Here is a 15433-nt window from a genome sequence, read left to right on the forward strand (position 1 = left end):
ATTTCAAAATTAGCAGAGAAACCTCTAACGAGTAACGCCACCTTATAAAAAATAATGTTAAAAGTTCTTAATTTGGTTATCCCTGCAAGTTGTCTCCTGGCAAGTCTTGCATTTGTCTTCAAAAACGAGCCGGTACCTGTCAGAAAAGAAGCTTTTACAGTCACCAGAAGTAAGGTGAATACTGTGGTGATTGATGCGGGCCATGGCGGCAAGGATCCCGGTACGAGAGGCCGTACCACCAGAGAGAAGGATGTGGCGCTCAGCGTAGCCCTTGAACTGGGGAAGAAGATCAAAGAGGAAACACCTGATGTAAAGGTACTTTTCACCCGCTCCACCGACGTCTTTATTGAGCTCGGTGAGCGTTCGGCTTTTGCCAACCGCAACAATGCCGACCTGTTCATCTCCATTCATTGTAACGCCACGCCCCGGTCGCGCTCCGTACACGGTACCGAGACTTTCGTGATGGGTTTGCACAAAACAGAAGGCAACCTTGAAGTGGCAAGAAGGGAGAACTCGGTAATTCTTCAGGAAACCAACTACAAGCAGAAATACAAGGGTTTCGACCCTAATTCCCCGCTGGCGCATATTATGCTGGCCAACTATCAGAGTGCATTTATTTCCGGCAGCCTGCGTCTCGCCGACCTGATCGAGCGAAAGTTCCAGACTGTTTCCCAACGTGAAAGCCGGGGTGTGAAGCAGGCCGGATTTCTGGTTCTCTGGCGTGCCGCCATGCCCAGCGTGCTGATAGAAACCGGTTTTTTGTCCTCACCCGACGAGGAAGAATACCTCAGCTCGGACGAAGGCCAGGAAGAAGTGGCAGAGTCCATTCACCAGGCATTTATGGCCTACAAGCGGGATATGGACCGGTAGCCTGGCGCACTTTGTTTTGATTTAGCCAAACAAATGTCATTAATTTGATGTTTACGGTAAATCAGTACAAACACACAGTGCCAATCAGCTAGTCCATGAAATTATCCAGAGAAGCAAAAGTCGGAACGATGGCCCTGGTGGCTATTGTAGTTCTCTATTTCGGCTTTCATGTCCTCAAAGGTTCAGATGTTTTCTCAAGAACCTATAAGTACCACGTCATTTACGATAATATCGATGGTCTTACGGCCTCCAATCCTGTACTGTTAAACGGGCTGAATGTAGGTCGCGTACAGGAGATCAGGCTGCTTCCTGCTCAGAATAACAAGCTGCTCGTGACGCTGGACATCCAGAAAAGCGTGGACATCCCGGTAGGAAGTACTGCCGTACTGGCTGATGGCGGATTGCTGGGCGGTAAGGTAGTGCACCTGGCAATGGGTCCGGCCGGCAAAAACCTGGAAGATGGGGATACCCTGCGGGCTGATAAGGAGTCGGGCATTAGTGCCGTACTCGAAAAGCAGGCTTTGCCGCTGGTTACGCATGCAGACTCTCTTGTGAAAAACCTGGACCTTGTTGTAAGCGGATTTAAAGAAACCGGGCTGATCCTGAATCAGGTACTAAAAAACTACGATCAAACCGGCAGCAGTCTGCAGGGGCTTTTAGGTGAAAACCGGAAAAACCTCCTTGCGCTGACAGGCAATCTCAATACGCTCTCCACTTCACTGGTTGAAACTGAAAAGGAACTCAAACCGCTCCTCACCAAAACCGGCAGTCTGGCCGACTCACTTAATGCGCTGCGGTTGGGAGAAACCGTGCAAAATGCCAATAAAGCCATCGGCGAGCTGCGCCAGATTCTTGACAGTGTTGAGTCGGGCAAGGGAACAGCCGGCCGGCTCATCAAGGATGAAACATTATACAATAACATCGACCGCACGATTGTGAGCCTTAATAAGTTGCTGACAAACTTCCGGGAACATCCCAAACGCTACGTCAGTATTTCTGTTTTTGGTAAAAAGGATAAAGGTCCTGCCGAATCGCCCCTGGACACCACTACGGTCATTAAGTAACATTGGAATTGAAGATCAGATACGAGTCGTTTGCTTACCCGCAAACGACTTTTTATTTTTAGAAAAATACGCACCATCATGACCAACGAGGAAAGCCTGACGCAAATGCTCAATGAGCTTCGCCGCAATTACGAGCGCGTAAAACTCGGCGGAGGGCAAAAGCGGATCGACGATCACCACCGTAAAGGTAAGCTTACAGCCCGCGAACGCATTGATCACCTGACTGACGAAGGCAGCTACTTTCTGGAAATCGGTGCATTTGCCGGAGAAGGGATGTACGAAGCGGAAGGAGGAAGCCCCTCCGGCGGGGTTGTGGCGGGTATCGGGTATGTGGCGGGCCGTCAATGCATGATTGTCGCGAACGATGCCACGGTGAAAGCAGGCGCCTGGTTCCCGATTGCCGCCAAGAAGAACCTTCGCGCGCAGGAAATCGCCATGGAAAACCGCCTCCCCGTCATTTACCTTGTCGACAGTGCGGGTATTTTCCTTCCACTGCAGGCCGAGGTTTTCGCGGATAAGGAGCATTTTGGCCGTATTTTCAGAAACAATGCACGAATGTCCGCCATGGGAATCGTGCAGATTGCCGCGATCATGGGCAGCTGTGTGGCCGGGGGAGCTTACCTGCCCATCATGTCCGATGAAGCATTTATCGTGGAAGGTACCGGCTCCCTTTTTCTGGCGGGGCCTTTTCTGGTCAAATCCTCGATCGGGGAGGATGTGGATGCCGAAACCCTGGGTGGGGCCGAAATGCACTGTAATATTTCCGGCGTTACTGATAACCGTTACGCCGACGACCGCACCTGCCTTGATGCCATTAAAAGACGGATCAGCAGCCTGGGTAGTCCGGCGAATGCCGGGTACGACAGGGTACCTGCACAATTGCCCGCCCGGGATCCCCAGGAAATTTACAGCATCCTTCCTGCCGACAGGCTCAAACCATACGATATGCGGCCGCTGCTCGAATGCATCGTGGATGCGCCCGGCCTGGACGAGTACAAGCCCGAATATGGGAAAACACTGATATGTGCCTATGCCCGGGTTGATGGCTGGGCAGTGGGTATTGTGGCCAATCAGCGAAAAATGGTGCGCTCGGGTAAGGGTGAACTGCAGATGGGCGGCGTCATTTACAATGAGTCGGCTGATAAAGCGGCACGTTTTATCATGAACTGTAATCAAAAAAAAATACCATTGCTCTTCTTTCAGGATGTGACAGGCTTTATGGTGGGCAGCCGGGCCGAACAGGGGGGCATTATCAAGGATGGGGCTAAAATGGTGAGTGCCGTGGCTAATTCCGTTGTACCGAAATTTACCTTCATCGTGGGCAACTCGTATGGAGCGGGCAACTACGCCATGTGCGGCAAAGCTTATGATCCAAGGCTGATCTATGCATGGCCTACTGCCCAAATGGCGGTGATGAGCGGTGCTACTGCTGCAAAAACCCTTTTGCAGGTACAAACCGCCACCATGAAGGCCAAAGGTGAAACCATGACGGAAGCAGCCGAGCAGCAACTTCTGGACCAGATTACCCAGCGATACAATGCCGAACTGTCCCCATATTACGCCGCTGCACGCCTTTGGGTGGACGGGATTATTGACCCGGCAGATACCCGCCGGATTATTTCAACCGGCATTGCCGCAGCCAATCAGGCGCCTTCCGATGCAACGTTCAATGTAGGGGTGATCCAGGTTTGATTTTTGTGCCCTGAATCCAGCTAAACACATTTTTTTACAAACATATAAACAAAAATGTCCGAAAAAATCGCATTTCTTGGCCTGGGCAACCTGGGCTCGCCCATAGCCGAAAGTCTGATCAATGCAGGCTATGAGCTCACCGTCTGGAACCGTACTGCCGCCAAAGCCGATCCGCTGGCAAAGCTGGGCGCGAAACTAGCCGCAAGCCCCGTTGAAGCCATTACGCCGGGTGCGCTGGTGATATCGGTACTGTCCGACGATGCTGCTGTAAAGGATACATTTTCCGAGGAGGTACTGCAAAAGCTGGGCAATGGAGGGATACATATTTCCATGAGCACGATCTCGCCGGAAGCTGCGCGCTTTCTCGAAAAGACGCACGAAAAGTTCGGGGTCGGGTATGTGGCTGCGCCCATTTTCGCACGTCCGGAAGCTGTGAAGTCGGCGGTAGGAAATATCTGCCTGTCGGGTAAAGCAGCCCCCAAGGAGCGCATCCGTCCTGTTGTGCAGACGTTTGTGAAAGGTGTTTTTGATTTTGGGGAAGATGCGGGTGCGGCCAACGTGGTCAAGCTGGCAGGCAACTTTATGATTGCGGCAAGCATGGAAATGATGGCAGAAGCATTCACGATGGCCGAAAAGAATGGTATCGAGCGGCAGAAGATCTACGAAATGCTTACGTCGACCCTTTTTGCAGCACCTATTTTCCAGAATTACGGTAAAATCGTGGCCCGTCATATTTACGAGCCTGCCGCATTTCGGTTGCCCCTGGGCTTGAAGGATATTAACCTTACTTTAAAAACCGCATCCGACGTGCACGTGCCTATGCCACTCGCCGATTTGTTGAAAAACCGCTTTGTGGCTGCATTGGCAAAAGGGCGTGAGGACCTCGACTGGGGTGCGCTGGCGCTGGGTGCGTCGGATGATGCAGGCCTGTCCTGATCAGTCGAGCAGCCTTTTGACAGCCACAAACCGCTTGCGGTAATAAGAAGCATCAAGCAGATCGTACCGGATTCCACCGTTCCATGCTGAATGTATGAAGCGGATGGAATTGGGTGCGACATCGGTGATAATGCCTACGTGGCCGATGTTCTTGCTTTTTACACTTTCTCCTTTGAAGAATATGAGGTCGCCCGGCCGGGCATCGTCCAGGTTCACTTCCGCACCGTGCGTGGCTTGTGCTGCACTGGAATGAGGCAGTGTAATGTTCCATTTATTGAAACAGTACCGTACAAAGCCCGAGCAATCAAAACCTTTTTTAGAAGTTCCGCCGGAGCGGTAAGGGATGTGCAGATGCTTGACGGCAAAGTTAACGATGGCACTTTCTGAATGACTGCTGTCTGCTTTGACAGTTGTGCGTACATGTACGGCTTTTACGCCATGAATGCCTGCGGTACTGAGCAGTACGAGTACAAATAACCTTGAAAAAGACACGCGCATGAATGCAGGAAGGTTTGTTACCAGACTTTTACGGATCAGGAAAATGTCCGTATTGTTTTTTGTTAAAAAACCATTGAATCATAAAGCTAACGTCTTTTTTGCATCATTTAGCTTCTTATTTTGTATTAAAAATCCATATAATTTGTAAATCGCTGGGCTTATATAACAAATCCTTTTCAGGTTAAAGTAAAGCTTTAACAATGTCGCAAACGCCTTTTTGAGCTTCAATCGCCCCGTGTTTTTTCCTACTTTTGTGTTTTCGGGCAGCGCCCGGTCCATCTAATTCTGCTCCAATGAACACCACCGACCGTTACTTGCAACGCGGCGTATCGGCATCCAAAGAAGATGTGCATAAGGCAATCGAAAAAATTGACAAAGGGCTTTTTCCAAAAGCATTTTGCAAGATTGTGCCTGATACCCTGGCCGGTGACCCTGATTATTGTACGATCATGCACGCCGACGGTGCGGGTACCAAAACCTCCCTGGCTTACCTCTACTGGAAAGAAACCGGCGATATCTCAGTATGGAAAGGCATTGCGCAGGATGCGATCGTGATGAATACCGATGACCTGCTTTGCGTGGGCGCATTGGGGCCGATGCTGTATTCCTCGACCATCGACCGCAACAAGAACCGGATTCCGGGGGAGGTGATCGCCGAGATCATCAACGGAGCCGAGGAGGTACTGGAAATGCTGCGCAGCTATGGGGTGGAAATTTACAGCACCGGGGGCGAAACAGCGGATGTGGGCGACCTCGTGCGCACTGTTACGGTCAATAGTACTGTCATTGCAAGAATGCGGCGCTCGGAAGTGATTGACAATGCAAACATCCGTCCGGGCGATGTGATCGTAGGATTATCATCTTACGGGAAAGCAGCCTATGAGACAAGCTATAATGGTGGGATGGGCAGCAATGGGCTTACCTCCGCCCGTCACGACGTACTTGGCAAGTACCTCGCTTCAAAATATCCCGAGAGCTTTGATCCGGAAGTAGACAATGCATTGATTTATAGCGGATCAAAAAGGCTGACAGACGCTGTACCCGGAACAACGCTCAATGCAGGGCAGCTTATCCTGTCGCCTACACGCACCTACGCACCCGTAGCCAAGGCGCTGCTGGATGAGATCAGGCCGCATATACATGGCATGGTACATTGCAGCGGAGGCGCTCAGACAAAGATTCTACATTTTGTTGATAACCTTCACATTATCAAAGATAACCTTCTGCCGGTACCCCCATTGTTCAGGATGATACAGGAAGAAAGCGGTACGAGCTGGCAGGAAATGTACAAGGTGTTCAATATGGGGCACCGGCTCGAAATTTATCTTTCCGAGCAATATGCTGCTCAGGTTATCAGTATTTCGAATTCATTCGGGATTAAAGCACAGGTAATCGGACGGGTAGAAGCGGCTGAGCATAAAAGCCTGACGATCCGGAGCGAGGCAGGCGAGTTCCGCTATCAGTAGGTCCTGACAGGCACAAGTATTTTACAAAGGGGTAAATAGCGGTTACAACTATTTTGTAACCGGTTCGTCAACTTTCTAAAATACTCGTGCTGATGAAAAAACTCGCCGTATTGAAAATTGCTATGGTCGTGGCCGTGCAATTTTGTATTGGATTGCCGGGGTTTGTGGCCGCGCAAATTCCTAAAATCAACATTGATACTATTCCGGTCATCTCCGGCCTCACATTTCCCATGCAGCTGACCCACGCCGGTGACGCCAGCAGACGTCTTTTCATCGCAGAGCGACGAGGCGTAATCAAAGTTTTCAGGCCCGGGCAGCCTGATGCTCCCGGTGTTTACCTGAACATGAATGCACCCGACTCCACCGTAAGCAGTGTGGGTGAGGGAGGATTGCTCAGCATTGCATTTCATCCGGAGTTTGCCTCCAACGGATTGCTGTTTGTATACTATACCGACCTCGCCGGCGACCTGGTACTCGCCCGGTATACGGCTTCTGACCCTGCTGCCGATGCAATTACTTCGGTAGTACGCCAGCAAATATTGAAGATTCCGCATCCCGTCAACAAAAACCACAATGGGGGCGAGCTGCATTTTAACAAAGAAGACGGCTTGCTGTACCTCTCCACGGGCGATGGGGGCGGAGCCAATGATGTCCCCGGCAATGCGCAAAACAATGAAAGTTTACTGGGCAAAATTCTGCGGATTGACGTAACACCTACTGACAGCCAGAATAATACATACACGATCCCCGACAGTAATCCTTATGGTAATGAAGTTTTTGCCAAGGGTTTACGAAATCCCTTCCGTTGGAGCTTTGACAGTGAAACCAATGACCTTTGGATCGGGGATGTAGGTCAGGGTGCACAGGAGGAAATTAATCAGCTGTCAAAGAATGCAGCCCTGGGCGCAAACTTCGGCTGGCGGTGCTTTGAAGGTGATAGTCCTTCGCCCACAGCCGATTTGACCGGGTGCGACGAGGCATCCGCATATACGATGCCTGTTTATACTTACCAGACAGGCATTCTGCGCGGACAGTCAGTTGTAGGCGGCGTAGTATACCGCGGAAAAAAATGGCCCATGCAGGGCTACTACATTGGTGCGGATTATTTCTCAGGCGACATCCACAAAATAGCTGCTGACGGTAGTGTCAAAGAGTATCAGACATCCCGTTTTACCGGCATTACCGATTTTGGGGAGGATGAGGACGGAGAAATTTATGCAGTATCCAATGGTGCGGTTTACAGCATTTCCGCAGAAATAATCCTACCCGTACGACTGGCCAGTTTTTCAGGGGAACGCAGCGTTGAAGGGGTAAAGCTGTCCTGGGAAACGGCTTCTGAAGAAAACTTTCAGGGTTTTGATATTGAGTTCAGTACCGATGCGAAAACCTTTGAAAAGGCGGGCAATGTTGCAGGTGCGAACACCCAGTCGGGCTCCCGCTATACATTTTCACACAATACCGCTGCAAAGTCGGATCTATATTATCGTCTGAAAATGATTGATACAGACCAGACTTTCAGCTACTCACGCATTATTCCTGTTCAGGCGGCGGGTAATGACGACCTGTTTGTACTGCCATCACTGATTGACAATGGTATATTGAATGTCAATGCCGGCGGCTCCTTCCGGTCTGTGGAGCTCGTGAGTACTTCGGGGCAGGTTTTGATAAAACGTGAAATCGTCAGTTCAGCAGTTCCGCTGCGTATTTCCATTGCCGGTATGGCGCCCGGCATTTATGTGGTGAGGCTTGCAGGACAGGATAGCGTGGTACAGCAAAAAGTACTGGTGCTGAAATAAGGCATGGAATTTTATGATTCTCTTGCAAAACTAAAAATGCATCTATGAAAGCAGCTGAAAACATTTCCGCAGGTGTGGCCGGTTCAGTAGCATTGAACCTGCTGCATGAAGGTGCCCGGCACCTGTTTGGCAATGCACCGCATATCCATGAAGTAGGAGAAGAGGCGATTTCCAAAACCGCAAGATTCGCCGGTTTGAATCCGCCCAAAGGCAATGCATTGTACGCAGTTACGCTAGCCAGTGACCTGCTGAGCAATTCATTATATTATAGCATGATCGGCTCTGCAAAGAAAAAGAACCTGCTGCTGCTCGGCGCAAGCTACGGCCTGGCTGCAGGCCTGGGTGCCCTCACGCTTACCAGGCCCATGGGGCTGGACGATGAGCCCGTAAACAGGACCACTACCACCAAGCTGCTGACGGTGGCCTGGTACCTGGCAGGCGGCATTGTAACGGCACTGGTCATTAAAGGGCTACGTAAATAGTATTAATTCATGTACATTCAAAAAGCGGGAGAAACAGAATGCTCTTCCGCTTTTTGCTATATCATCATAACCCAAAACAGAAGAATCATATGCGTTGGCAAGATTTACGGAGAAGTGGGAATGTAGAAGACCGCCGGGGAATGTCGGGCGGTGGCAAATTCGCGATCGGCGGCATCGGCGCTATTATTGTACTGGCTATCGGCCTGCTTACAGGGCAGGATCCGTCTGTTATTTTAGGCAACCTTCAGGGAGGTCAGTCGACGGAGCAAAGTGCGACGCGCCCTCCCGGGCCCCGTCCGGACGATCGTACAGCCGACCTGGTATCCAAAGTGCTGGGAAGTACCGAGGAGGTATGGGGCGACATTTATTCGCGCAACGATGCGCAATACGAAAACCCGAAACTGCAGATATTTGAAGATGCGACCCAAAGCGGGTGTGGCGGTGCCTCTTCGGCGATGGGACCGTTTTATTGTCCTGCCGATCACAAAGTGTATATCGACCTTGAGTTTTGTGATGAGCTCAGGGACAGGTTCAAGGCACCCGGCGATTTTGCTGTGGCGTATGTAGTAGCACATGAAGTAGGTCACCATGTACAGAACCTGATGGGAATTTCGGAACAGATGCAGCAGCAGCGTGGCCGTTTGAGCGAGGCTGAGTATAACAAGCTTTCTGTAAAACTTGAATTACAGGCCGATTTTCTTGCGGGTGTATGGGCCAACCATGCCAATGAAATGAGCAAGATCCTTGAACCCGGAGACCTGGAAGCTGCGCTCAAAGCTGCTAATGCAATCGGGGACGACAAGCTGCAGAAGGAATCGCAGGGGTATGTCGTGCCGGATGCATTTACCCACGGTACGTCAGAGCAGCGCATGTACTGGTTTAAAAAAGGGTACGATACCGGAGACCTGAATCAGGGTCGATTTGAGGATATTCAGTAACCAAGCACTCTCTTAATGAATATTGTAGTCCTGGACGGTTATACCCTGAATCCCGGCGACCTTAGCTGGGCGCCTCTCGAAAAGCTGGGCCAAGTTACCATTTACGACCGCTCTGCTCCGCATGAAATTGTGGAGCGGGCTGGCAAGGCTGAGGTGTTGCTGGTCAATAAGGTAATACTCCCGGCAGAAACGCTGAAAAAGCTGCCGGCAGTAAAGTATATAGGCGTGATGGCGACCGGCTATAATAATGTGGATACCGCTGCGGCCCGCCAACTTGGAATTACGGTAACCAATGTAAAAGCTTACGGCCCTGCCTCGGTAGCCCAGCAAACTTTTGCCCTGTTGCTCGCCCTCATGAACCGGCCCGAAATGCATAGCGACAGTGTATTTGCGGGAGAGTGGGCGTCGGCACAGGACTTTTGCTACTGGAAGTCACCGCTGACAGAACTGGCGGGAAAGACGATGGGGCTTGTGGGGCTGGGTGATATCGGCTCTCAGGTAGCGCGGATTGCGCAGGCATTTGGAATGAAAACCATCGCTTACCGCAAAGATCCGGGTAAAACAACGGATGCTCATATTGAGATGGTAACACTGGATGCATTGTTTGAAAACGCCGATGTGATCAGTTTGCATTGTCCGCTCACAGAGGATACTAAAGGGATGGTAAATGCTGCAAGGATCCAACGTATGAAGCCTACCGGAATCCTTCTTAATACAAGTAGAGGTCCTTTGATCAATGAGTCGGACCTGGCCGACGCATTGCACAAAGGACTTATCAGGGGTGCCGGACTCGATGTATTGTCTGCCGAGCCTCCCGCTTCCGATAACCCTTTGCTGTCTGCCTCAAACTGTGTGATAACGCCGCACGTAGCCTGGGCTACTTTCGAGGCAAGGTCACGTTTACTGGTGATGGTAGCCGCTAATATTGCGCATTTTCAAAAAGGAGATCCGCAGAATGTGGTATCCTGATTTACTTCTTTCCCCACTTATTTTGCATGTCTTTATAGGACTTGCTGTTTACCGTCTTCTTCTTTTTTGAGCGGGAAATGCCCTTTTTTTTGCGGGCATTAATGTTGTTGACGAGGGAGTTTTTAACCCCGAGGCGATTTTTACTGCTGTGGCTTTTTTTCTTCGCTGGCATGAAATGGTGTTTTGTAAAATACACTCCAATATCTATGCCCGATTACAACTTCTGCTGAGGATCAGCATGTTTACAAAAAAGGTTCCAAAAAACTCTGCCGATTGATAAAAAATTGTGCCCGCAGGCATAATTATTTTGGAAAAAAGCCCGGTGCGTAGCTTCAATAAGTAAAAATCTTCTCTTTTTGAACTCCCCTGAACACTGCCTGCTTTACGGGTGTTTTTGTCAGCTTTATGTCTTTTCTTAATGTTATTTAAGGGTATTTTGGTCACATTGCAGGATAGTTGCTATGTCAATTATTTTATAGCAATGTAATAGTTGTTCTATCTCTGAGAACTTCGCGCTGCTCCGGTTCATGCCTGATGATCCTGCTGCGCGTCTTCTTTTTGACGGAACTGACCCTGACAAAATTGGAATGACAGAGGAAATGGAAATCAACGAAGCCCGCTGCCAGGCAGCCGGCTTCTGCAAGGAAACATATATTGTCAAATGGTTGGAATCAGTTAAAAATGAATGGAGATGGTAGAACTTTATTTTCGTAAAGCACAATTTGTAAGCAAGCAACTCTTCCGGTCGTCCCTGGCCGTTCTTTTCGCAGTAATGCTGGGCAGCTTTGCCCCTGATGTTGAAGCCGCAGCCGCTTCCCCGGTAGCAGAAGGCGGATACCTGGTCCTGCAAAACATGGACGGCTTTCCGGCCAACGATGAACTAACTTTTTCCCGCATCCAGATCCCCTGGCGGAGAACAGATCCCGAGACTCCTTTTAACGAGAACCACGATCAGGTAAGACTGAAGATTTACAACCGTGGCTACGGCGCACTCCGGCTGAACGGACTTACGCTCTCAAACCCTGCAGCCTGGACAATCGTTTCGGTAGGCGGTAATACCAATCCTTCGTATCCGATCAACATCAGTCCCGGAAGTAACCGCGAAGTTATCATCAAATTCATCGCAGTAGACGCTGGGACGCGGGTAAAGGTGTTTAAAGACCTGCTCACAATCAGCAGCGACGATGCCCTCTCACCTTCCAAAGAGGTGTCGCTGATGGGCTTGTGGCAGTACGAAGGCGAAGGTAAAAACGAGCCTTATGCGCAGGAAATTATCAGCGCTTTTAACTTCACTTCCAAAACAGGATACAACCAGGCAGATAATGGTAATGAGGGTTCTACCATCGTGGAAGGATCCAGCGAAGTGCTTGCGCCGCACTTTGTACGTGCCGACCCGAATATGCCTGTGACAGTGTACCAGCTTGCAGCTTACCACTCTTGCTGCACCGCAGTGGAGTCGTTCCGGTATTACGCAAAAGGCAGTAACACGCTGACAACGCTGTATACCCATGATGGTAAAGATGCACAAAGCCTGAGCCCGAGAGAAAGAAACTCAACCAACCTGGCACATGGAACCTTTGAGCCTTCCGGCGCTTTCGGTATACGTATAGGTAACTCCTATTCTGACCGTACCAGAAATGCAAACAACCTGATCGGCCTCCGCTTTCTCAAAGCGATTGACGCAAACGGAAACGTGATCCCCAATGCATATTTCGTAAACCACGACTACATCGATGTGTCTTTTACGAATTATGACTATCAGGATAACATGTACTTTATCACCAATGTAAGACCTGAGACGGGTCCTGCCAATTACTCGGTACTCTCAGCTACTACCGGCTCGGCCGTGTACTTTGATCCGGCACAGGTAGGTGAAAGCAAAACAAGATCGGTGACGGTTCAGAATACCGGACAGAATTACAGCAATGGTAGTGATCCTGAAGTGCAGATTAAAAGTATACGGATCATTGGTCCCAATGCTTCTGACTTTTCAGTACCATCTTCTTCACAAACACTGGCGCCTCAAGCTACGCACAGCGTGGATGTAAAATTTAATCCCAAAACTGCCGGGATTAAAAATGCGACACTGGTTTACTACTATACCAGCTCCAAATCTCCATTGCGTGTACCATTGTACGGTAATGCAAATCCGGCCGGTAAGGTGATCGAAGCAGTAAAGCGGATCAAGGGAGGTATGGATACTCCGGTAACTGTGGGCGGTTTTGAATTTGAGCCGGATCAGCCGTACCGCACAGGCTCGGCACTGAAAGATGCACAGATGGTACAGTCTGACGTGGCAGGTACCGACTGGGATGCATTGTACCAGACTTATCTTTCCGCTCAGGAAAACCTCGCACAAACCGGCTATAACATTCCTATGGCTGATGGTGACTACATGCTTCGCCTGCACTTTGTGGAAAACTATTTCCCTTCCCAGGGCTCACGCGTATTCAATGGTGTCATCGAAGGCGAGCAGGTGATCAGCAACTTGGATATTTTCAATGAAGTAGGTTACCGTTTTGCCATTGTGAAGGATTTCAATGTAACGGTTTCGGGCGGGGCATTGAACATGAACTTCACGCCTAGCGCCAACCGCCTTGCGCTGGCAGGTCTTGAAATCTTCAAGATCGGATCGCCGCTGCCTGTGACGCTGATCGACTTCAAAGGTACCAAAGAAGGATCTACTGCATCCCTGGCATGGAGTACTTCGGCAGAAACCAACAGCAAAAGCTTCGACATTGAGCGGAGTGGGGATGGTAAGACATGGAATACAATCGGTTCGGTAGCAGCGCAGGGCGAAAGCAAAGTTGAATTTGCCTACAACTTTACCGATGCAAATCCATTGGCAGGAGAAAACCTTTACCGCCTCAAAATGATCGATTTCGATGAAACATCTGCACATTCGAAGCTGGTAAGCCTGACTTTTGAAGGTGGAGAGGCTGTAAGCGTGTATCCTAACCCTGTGGCAGATCACCTGACCATCAAAGCTGCTGACTGGGCCAAAGTTCAGCATGTTCAGCTGCTGAATGCAGTGGGCAGGGTGATATATAGCGCGAATGCAGTGCCCGCAGCCGGCATCGATGTGAAAAACCTGCCGGCAGGTATGTATGTAGTCCAGATCAGCCAGACCGACGGCTCGAAAGTGACCTACAAGATTATTAAACTCTGAATTTAAACTCCCATAACCTTAAAGCCCGTCCGGATTTTCCGGGCCGGGCTTTTTTCTTTTTGGGGGTACTGATAAAAACAGGGCGCTTTTTACCGGCAGGACATTATTTTCCCTGCGAGTTCCGCTTTATAATGTTGTTGGAAAAATCAAATAAAAGCGTCACTGCTTACCATTGCAGATAGTTCCGGCGTTATATTTTACCTAAAACCCTTAAAATGAGTTGTATTAAGATGAAAAAAGCAAACGCTGCTTTTGTGTGGCTGTGGATGCTTTGCTTTTTGTTGTGTAAAAGCGCACTCGCACAAACCAGGCCCGCAGCATTGGATTTGAAGGACGGGGATCGGGTTGTCATGCTGGGAAGCTCTGTTTTCGAGAATGATTTTCAGTATGGTTACCTCGAAACCATGCTTACCACCCGCAATCCCGACAAAGGTATCACCTTCCGGAACCTGGGCTGGACGGGCGACAATGTGTGGGGCGAAGCCCGCAGTACCTACACCAACCCGCCTACTCCCTACGAGCATTTGATTGAGGACCTTACCAAATCCCAGCCCACGGTTGTAGTGCTGGGCTACGGAGGCGTGGAAGCTCAGGACGGGATGGCCGGCCTGCCGCACTTCAAAGAAGGGCTTAACAAGCTGATCGACAAGATCGACGGGCTGGGTGCCAAAACCATATTGCTGTCTACCATCCCGGTGATGTCGCCGGATACGGCCCAACATATTGCTCAGCGCAATGCGGATTTGCAGCTGTATTCCCAGGCCCTGTCAGAAGTGGCTTCACAACGTGGAAAAATGTTTGTGGATATCTACAAGTCCATTGATGAGCTGAGTAAAAAAGAGCAGATCATTGAGAATACCGTCCACCTGAATGAGCTAGGCTATTTTCACCTGGCCCAAATTCTGGAAAAAGCATTAGGCCTGGAAGCAGCACCTGCCACCACCACAATCACGCTGGGAAAAGGCGGCCCGCAGGCGTCCAATGCAAGGATACTGCCGCTCGACGGAAATGCCGTGCTTGCGAAGTTCAATGTGATCGATAAGTACCTGCCGCTGCCCGCTCCGGCTGGCTCGCAGGTGATGGACAATGCACGGACAGTCATCGTTTCAGGTCTGAAAAAAGGATTTTATGCATTGATGGCAGGCAATGAGCAGGTAGCATCCGGCTCGGCCAGTGCATGGGCCAAAGGCATTGCCATCGCGCAGGGACCTCAGTTTGAACAAACCAGGTGGATACAGGAAATGGTTAACCGCAAAAATGAGCTGCACTTTTTCCAGTATCGGCCATTGAACCAAACCTACATCATCGGCTTCCGCAAATATGAGCAGGGCCGCCACGTGAAAGGGTTGGAAGAGCAGAATATCCTGATCAAATGGCTCGAAGGGCAGATCATACTCAAGAGTGTGCCGAAAGAAACTGTTTATGAGCTGAAGAAAGTGGAGTAGGGAAACTTGGGCTGCCGGCTCTCAGCTGCCAGCCTGTATTTCTGTAAGCGTATCAAATTATCAAATTTAAAAGGCCGAAGGCCGGACAGCCGACTGCCGAAAGTCCAG

At 50.1% G+C, this 15433-nt stretch carries 13 protein-coding genes; 11 read left to right on the forward strand and 2 right to left on the reverse strand.

The genetic code is table 11. The annotated features are described in order from the left end of the window. Nucleotides 1-54: 54 nt before the first annotated feature. The 4 genes from HWI92_RS20185 to HWI92_RS20200 all read left to right on the forward strand — a co-directional run bounded on the left by HWI92_RS20185 (nucleotide 55) and on the right by HWI92_RS20200 (nucleotide 4562). Complete coding sequence (locus HWI92_RS20185) at nucleotides 55-870, forward strand: N-acetylmuramoyl-L-alanine amidase family protein (RefSeq protein WP_204658636.1); 816 nt, start codon at nucleotides 55-57, stop codon at nucleotides 868-870. A 95-nt stretch (nucleotides 871-965) separates the two neighbouring features. Beyond that, entirely contained in the window at nucleotides 966-1934 is a 969-nt protein-coding gene (locus tag HWI92_RS20190; RefSeq protein WP_204658638.1) for an MlaD family protein, read from the forward strand. A 78-nt stretch (nucleotides 1935-2012) separates the two neighbouring features. Further along, nucleotides 2013-3626: an acyl-CoA carboxylase subunit beta gene (locus tag HWI92_RS20195; protein ID WP_204658640.1), complete on the forward strand. Its 1614-nt coding sequence runs from the start codon at nucleotides 2013-2015 to the stop codon at nucleotides 3624-3626. A 54-nt stretch (nucleotides 3627-3680) separates the two neighbouring features. After that, entirely contained in the window at nucleotides 3681-4562 is an 882-nt protein-coding gene (locus HWI92_RS20200; protein ID WP_204658642.1) for an NAD(P)-dependent oxidoreductase, read from the forward strand. On the opposite strand, the gene HWI92_RS20205 is transcribed toward HWI92_RS20200, so the two are convergent. Beyond that, nucleotides 4563-5060 carry a C40 family peptidase gene (locus tag HWI92_RS20205; protein WP_204658644.1) on the reverse strand — a complete coding sequence of 166 codons (498 nt, stop codon included), beginning with the start codon at nucleotides 5058-5060 and terminating at the stop codon, nucleotides 4563-4565. Between the two features lie 293 nt (nucleotides 5061-5353). Here HWI92_RS20205 and HWI92_RS20210 point away from each other — a divergent pair, with 293 nt between their 5' ends. The 5 genes from HWI92_RS20210 to HWI92_RS20230 all read left to right on the forward strand — a co-directional run bounded on the left by HWI92_RS20210 (nucleotide 5354) and on the right by HWI92_RS20230 (nucleotide 10711). Continuing rightward, on the forward strand, nucleotides 5354-6526 hold the full coding sequence (locus HWI92_RS20210) for an AIR synthase related protein (RefSeq protein WP_204658646.1): 1173 nt from the start codon (nucleotides 5354-5356) through the stop codon (nucleotides 6524-6526). Between the two features lie 92 nt (nucleotides 6527-6618). After that, the gene (locus HWI92_RS20215) at nucleotides 6619-8322 is read left to right on the forward strand and encodes a PQQ-dependent sugar dehydrogenase (RefSeq protein ID WP_204658648.1); all 1704 of its coding nucleotides are present in this window, start codon (nucleotides 6619-6621) and stop codon (nucleotides 8320-8322) included. Between the two features lie 44 nt (nucleotides 8323-8366). Then, a complete protein-coding gene (locus tag HWI92_RS20220; RefSeq protein WP_204658650.1) occupies nucleotides 8367-8804 on the forward strand; it encodes a hypothetical protein in 438 nt (145 codons plus the stop codon). 89 nt (nucleotides 8805-8893) lie between these two features. Then, nucleotides 8894-9742, forward strand: coding sequence for a KPN_02809 family neutral zinc metallopeptidase (ypfJ, locus tag HWI92_RS20225; protein WP_204658651.1), 849 nt, complete (start codon nucleotides 8894-8896; stop codon nucleotides 9740-9742). 15 nt (nucleotides 9743-9757) lie between these two features. Next, complete coding sequence (locus HWI92_RS20230) at nucleotides 9758-10711, forward strand: D-2-hydroxyacid dehydrogenase (RefSeq protein ID WP_204658653.1); 954 nt, start codon at nucleotides 9758-9760, stop codon at nucleotides 10709-10711. A 1-nt stretch (nucleotide 10712) separates the two neighbouring features. On the opposite strand, the gene HWI92_RS20235 is transcribed toward HWI92_RS20230, so the two are convergent. Further along, nucleotides 10713-10883 (reverse strand): hypothetical protein, encoded by a 171-nt coding sequence (locus HWI92_RS20235; RefSeq protein ID WP_204658655.1) that lies wholly within the window; start codon nucleotides 10881-10883, stop codon nucleotides 10713-10715. A 519-nt stretch (nucleotides 10884-11402) separates the two neighbouring features. Here HWI92_RS20235 and HWI92_RS20240 point away from each other — a divergent pair. Both HWI92_RS20240 and HWI92_RS20245 read left to right on the forward strand, forming a co-directional pair. Then, nucleotides 11403-13880 carry a malectin domain-containing carbohydrate-binding protein gene (locus tag HWI92_RS20240; RefSeq protein ID WP_204658657.1) on the forward strand — a complete coding sequence of 826 codons (2478 nt, stop codon included), beginning with the start codon at nucleotides 11403-11405 and terminating at the stop codon, nucleotides 13878-13880. 230 nt (nucleotides 13881-14110) lie between these two features. Further along, nucleotides 14111-15325, forward strand: coding sequence for a GDSL-type esterase/lipase family protein (locus HWI92_RS20245; RefSeq protein WP_229248386.1), 1215 nt, complete (start codon nucleotides 14111-14113; stop codon nucleotides 15323-15325). Nucleotides 15326-15433 lie beyond the last annotated feature (108 nt).

The sequence above is a fragment of the Dyadobacter sandarakinus genome, assembly GCF_016894445.1.
Lineage (GTDB): Bacteria > Bacteroidota > Bacteroidia > Cytophagales > Spirosomataceae > Dyadobacter > Dyadobacter sandarakinus.

Bases quoted from the DNA above. Each gene is read 5' to 3' on its own strand.
- HWI92_RS20185 (WP_204658636.1), top strand. From the start codon at position 55: ATGTTAAAAGTTCTTAATTTGGTTATCCCTGCAAGTTGTCTCCTGGCA.
- HWI92_RS20190 (WP_204658638.1), top strand. From the start codon at position 966: ATGAAATTATCCAGAGAAGCAAAAGTCGGAACGATGGCCCTGGTGGCT.
- HWI92_RS20195 (WP_204658640.1), top strand. From the start codon at position 2,013: ATGACCAACGAGGAAAGCCTGACGCAAATGCTCAATGAGCTTCGCCGC.
- HWI92_RS20200 (WP_204658642.1), top strand. From the start codon at position 3,681: ATGTCCGAAAAAATCGCATTTCTTGGCCTGGGCAACCTGGGCTCGCCC.
- HWI92_RS20205 (WP_204658644.1), bottom strand. From the start codon at position 5,060: ATGCGCGTGTCTTTTTCAAGGTTATTTGTACTCGTACTGCTCAGTACC.
- HWI92_RS20210 (WP_204658646.1), top strand. From the start codon at position 5,354: ATGAACACCACCGACCGTTACTTGCAACGCGGCGTATCGGCATCCAAA.
- HWI92_RS20215 (WP_204658648.1), top strand. From the start codon at position 6,619: ATGAAAAAACTCGCCGTATTGAAAATTGCTATGGTCGTGGCCGTGCAA.
- HWI92_RS20220 (WP_204658650.1), top strand. From the start codon at position 8,367: ATGAAAGCAGCTGAAAACATTTCCGCAGGTGTGGCCGGTTCAGTAGCA.
- ypfJ (WP_204658651.1), top strand. From the start codon at position 8,894: ATGCGTTGGCAAGATTTACGGAGAAGTGGGAATGTAGAAGACCGCCGG.
- HWI92_RS20230 (WP_204658653.1), top strand. From the start codon at position 9,758: ATGAATATTGTAGTCCTGGACGGTTATACCCTGAATCCCGGCGACCTT.
- HWI92_RS20235 (WP_204658655.1), bottom strand. From the start codon at position 10,883: ATGCCAGCGAAGAAAAAAAGCCACAGCAGTAAAAATCGCCTCGGGGTT.
- HWI92_RS20240 (WP_204658657.1), top strand. From the start codon at position 11,403: ATGGTAGAACTTTATTTTCGTAAAGCACAATTTGTAAGCAAGCAACTC.
- HWI92_RS20245 (WP_229248386.1), top strand. From the start codon at position 14,111: ATGAAAAAAGCAAACGCTGCTTTTGTGTGGCTGTGGATGCTTTGCTTT.